The 3,625-nt window shown below is 52.9% G+C and carries 4 protein-coding genes; all 4 read right to left on the reverse strand.

All coding sequences use genetic code 11. The features are described 5' to 3' along the window. Positions 1-614 precede the first annotated feature (614 nt). The 4 genes from B2R17_RS19260 to B2R17_RS19275 all read right to left on the reverse strand — a co-directional run bounded on the left by B2R17_RS19260 (position 615) and on the right by B2R17_RS19275 (position 3,319). The gene (locus B2R17_RS19260; RefSeq protein WP_286765251.1) at positions 615-1,196 is read right to left on the reverse strand and encodes a hypothetical protein; all 582 of its coding nucleotides are present in this window, start codon (positions 1,194-1,196) and stop codon (positions 615-617) included. 127 nt (positions 1,197-1,323) lie between these two features. Beyond that, positions 1,324-2,013: a hypothetical protein gene (locus tag B2R17_RS19265; protein WP_286765252.1), complete on the reverse strand. Its 690-nt coding sequence runs from the start codon at positions 2,011-2,013 to the stop codon at positions 1,324-1,326. 96 nt (positions 2,014-2,109) lie between these two features. After that, positions 2,110-2,568 (reverse strand): hypothetical protein, encoded by a 459-nt coding sequence (locus tag B2R17_RS19270; RefSeq protein ID WP_286765253.1) that lies wholly within the window; start codon positions 2,566-2,568, stop codon positions 2,110-2,112. A gap of 175 nt (positions 2,569-2,743) precedes the next feature. Beyond that, on the reverse strand, positions 2,744-3,319 hold the full coding sequence (locus B2R17_RS19275) for a hypothetical protein (protein WP_286765254.1): 576 nt from the start codon (positions 3,317-3,319) through the stop codon (positions 2,744-2,746). Positions 3,320-3,625 lie beyond the last annotated feature (306 nt).

Below are 3,625 nucleotides of genomic sequence, written 5' to 3' on the forward strand. Positions count from 1 at the left end.
AAGTCAAATCCTTATTGGTTATGCACTTCTACGCAGCAATATCGATCGATGTGACAAAGTGCGTGCTGGACACCATCGTACTGGATAACAGAATGTCGATCCAGCGAACTCGCGAATTGATTGAGGGTCAATCGAGCGCATCTGGGTGTTGGCATTCACTGAGGGTCATGTCACGCGCATCTTCGTTATCCAACGTCCGCCGATGGGCAAATGGATTAGCGATGACTAGCACCGACCAGAGAATAAGCAAAGTCGTCATCGCTAATCGTTTTGCCTAATCGGCAGCTTGCAGCGTCCAACGTTTGGCCGAAGCGTATTCGGTCTCCATCTTCAACCGCGCAATGTGTTTGACGCCAAGGAAAGATCGCGTCGTTCCGATCACCAACCATCCGCGTTGTCGTAACCGCGATGAAACGTTCTCCGTGATCGGTACGACGCGAACAAGCCTCCATCATGACAACGATTGAACCAAAGTGACCTAGACCGCGCACTCAGCGAGCGTAACGAAAGGCATAACCGAGCGGCGGCGAAAGACTTGAAACTCAAAGGACCATTGCGCCGCCGCTTCGGTTCATGCCATGGTTCTGCTATTCGCTTTGAACCCTGTCATCGCCCTATGAATCGCTATTCGAAACATGAAGAAATTCCTGAATCTCCTTTGTCAACTCGTTGTAGGCGTCATCTACGAATTGATAAAACTGCGCAAGGTCAACGCCCACGTGATCTTTGAACTTATCGTCTTCACCCCGGTGCCTGAGTTTTCGCAGCTCATCTATTCCGTGCGCAAACCCGGACAGTGCCCCTTTAGCTCCATGCAGCATCTTGAAGAGATTGTCTGGTATCAGTGCTCGATTTTCGAACATCAGGTCTTCAATGGATTCTGTGTAAGTGTTCAGGATTTCGAGCTTCTGCCTGCCCCGGCGGGCCGTAAGGTCATCGGGATTGTTGAAGAGTTCGCGGGCTAAATTGCGGGCGCGATAAAGTAGCGAAAGACAGACCTTCAAAGTGCTACCCAACTCATCGTAACTCAATGCGGTTCTTCGGCTTTCTTCCGCAATGCCGGCCTTGAGACGCTCCTCAAGTGCGGCGAAACTCGCCGCCATCGATCTATCGATCCAGAGCTTGAGAGTGAAAACGCAAATGCCTACGACAACCGTTGATGACAGCACCGTGGTAGCAACACTGGTCAAATCCAATTTTGGCGAATCCTCGAACGAACATTATTGATTGGCATAACGGCGGACATCACGGGGCACGGAGAGTTCAGTATCCATTGAAAAAAAGCCGCAAGCCGTGCTCCCGTGCATGTCATTGTTCTGCGTTTTAGTGTGAGTGCAGGCTCGCGTGGAAGGTGAAATCTTTGGTAGTAGAAAATGTGGGGAATAAACCGCCCGAATCGTAGATGACTGCGAATCGATAGTCCTTTTGGTCTTGCAGCGTCACATCTCCGTCAATGAATGCCCACCAGCGTGAAGCCATGCACCCGTCTTCCATAGTTGCGTCGTGAACGACCTTACCATCGTCGCGGCGTATGATTGTCATTATAGGCGCAACAGGCGTTGCAAAAGAATCCGTCTCCTTGTCCCACCGGGGCAGGTCGCGGTATCGCATTCTCTTCGTCATGCCGGCGTAGTATTTCGCATTCTTACCAAACGAAAAGGTAGGACGGATGTGCGGTTTCGGCTCATCGAGCCTAAGCGTGATGCGTCTTGGTTTATCGAATAGGTCTCGTGAAAGAGTCAGTGAAAACAGTCTGCCCTGCTGCTTACTGACGAAGTTGACGTGCCACGCGTGCCCAGAGTACGTCGCAGCCGGAAGGGGGGCTGGCAATGTATCAACGGAAACAGATCCGCCGGCGACCTGCGAACTTGGGTGCCAGAACACGAGTGTTGTATCACTCGGCAGCCGATCAACGAGCTGACCAGCGATCGCTAGCTCGTAGTCGTCGCCGTGGGCAGGGCCAGGAGCCCCACCGGTGACAAGCATCAACAGTGGAAGAATACGTGTAAACATGGTGTTCATCGCAGAACGTTACGCGTAACCGGGAACGCGCCGTGAAGTCTCTAACGGCCAAATCGCCTAGCTCGCGTTCTCCGGTTCACGCGATGGTTACCGGCCCCGATCCTTGCGGTCAGCGTACCAGTCCCACATGAGCGTCCAGGCCGCTCGGTGGAGTGTAAGACGCAAGTCGTCGACGGATAGCCGCGCACAGTATACCGGCCCGAGTTCACCTGCGTCGTGGTGAGATTCACGCCAAAACGAAAAAGGCAGGTAGGCAAGCCCATCAATGCGAAATAGGTGCACCGAGACGTTGTCGGCTGTTGGTCCCCAGTCCATAAAACGGTGAAACAAATGGAGGTCATTGTCATCGTTGGCAAGTCGAAGCATCTCGTGGTGATTCTCGACGGGCGAACGGTCAGGAAACGGCGGTGAATCACGTTTGTCGCCTACGGGGGACACCGCCCAATCCAGGTCGTCGTTGAGGGAGCCAATAAATTGAGGCAAGTAAACGACATTGTCGTCGCAGGTTAGCCAACGCCCATCGGCGTAGACGTCAACGGTTCTCAAGTCGGGCGATCCGTCATCCGGGCTTCCGAGTTCGATTGCGAGGGTTGAACGGTCGCCAATGCGTTGCGTCAATGTGAATTCAATTCAGTCGGGTAACGTTGGCCATCAGCGGGTGGCGACGAGAGATTCAACCATTGCGAAAACGCCTGACACGCCACTCCGTTGAATGGCTTGGTTATTCGCCGTTCAGCTCCGTGTGGATTCGAGCATGCTCAGCCCTGAAGTACATCGCTGTAGCAGCAAGGAAGACCGGCAAGAGTAGCAAGTACGGGAATGCAAAGTGAGTACGAAAATACGCCTTGCGGTACCAGAGCAGATGCCAGTCGTGCACCGCGAACCAGGAAAAGACAGCCATGCAGCTGCCGATCACAAGAATGGAAGACAAAACTAGACCGGTCATTTGAATGGCAAGTGGCCAATTGGTCGGAAACCTGGTCATAAACTTGTACGCGAACGTACGTCTAGGGTATTCCGCACCGAAGTAGTTGAGCGACGCGAATGCCCATGTGTCATCAACGTCCGACGGCATCTTGCAATCAACGGGATGCCTCCACCAATAATACGTCATGAGAGATACCGCAGCGACAATTGCAATGTTCAACGCGATGATCCCAGGAAAGCCCAACGAGGCCATTGCTGGGTTGCCTTCAAGTGCGAGATCAGGTGTAAAGGCGTACGTCGTTCCTATGTCCGCCGCCCGAGCAATGGTTGGAGCGACAATGGACGCGATGAAGATCAATGTGCGATTCATGCTTCGTCTCAAGAAGTTCCAGTCGAATAACTTGTTTATCACCTGTTGGACAGGTGGGAATAAGTGGTGAGGCATATTCTACACGGTTTGCCAGTGGGAATAAGATGCCTCCCGGGCACTCGTTCTGGTCAGTCGGCATGGACTTCGTCCACGTGGGTGACTTGTTCTCACCTTGAGGATTCCAGGACGTTGCGTCCTCTCATTGATCTCAACTGACAATTTGACAGCAGAACGCGAGCCAAAGGACTGCATCCTTTGATGCTCGCGAAAGTGTCCAGTGAAGTTCGCATCGTATTCTTGGGGATC

Source organism: Rhodopirellula sp. UBA1907, assembly GCF_002337565.1.
In the GTDB taxonomy this organism is placed as follows: Bacteria; Planctomycetota; Planctomycetia; order Pirellulales; family Pirellulaceae; genus Rhodopirellula; species Rhodopirellula europaea.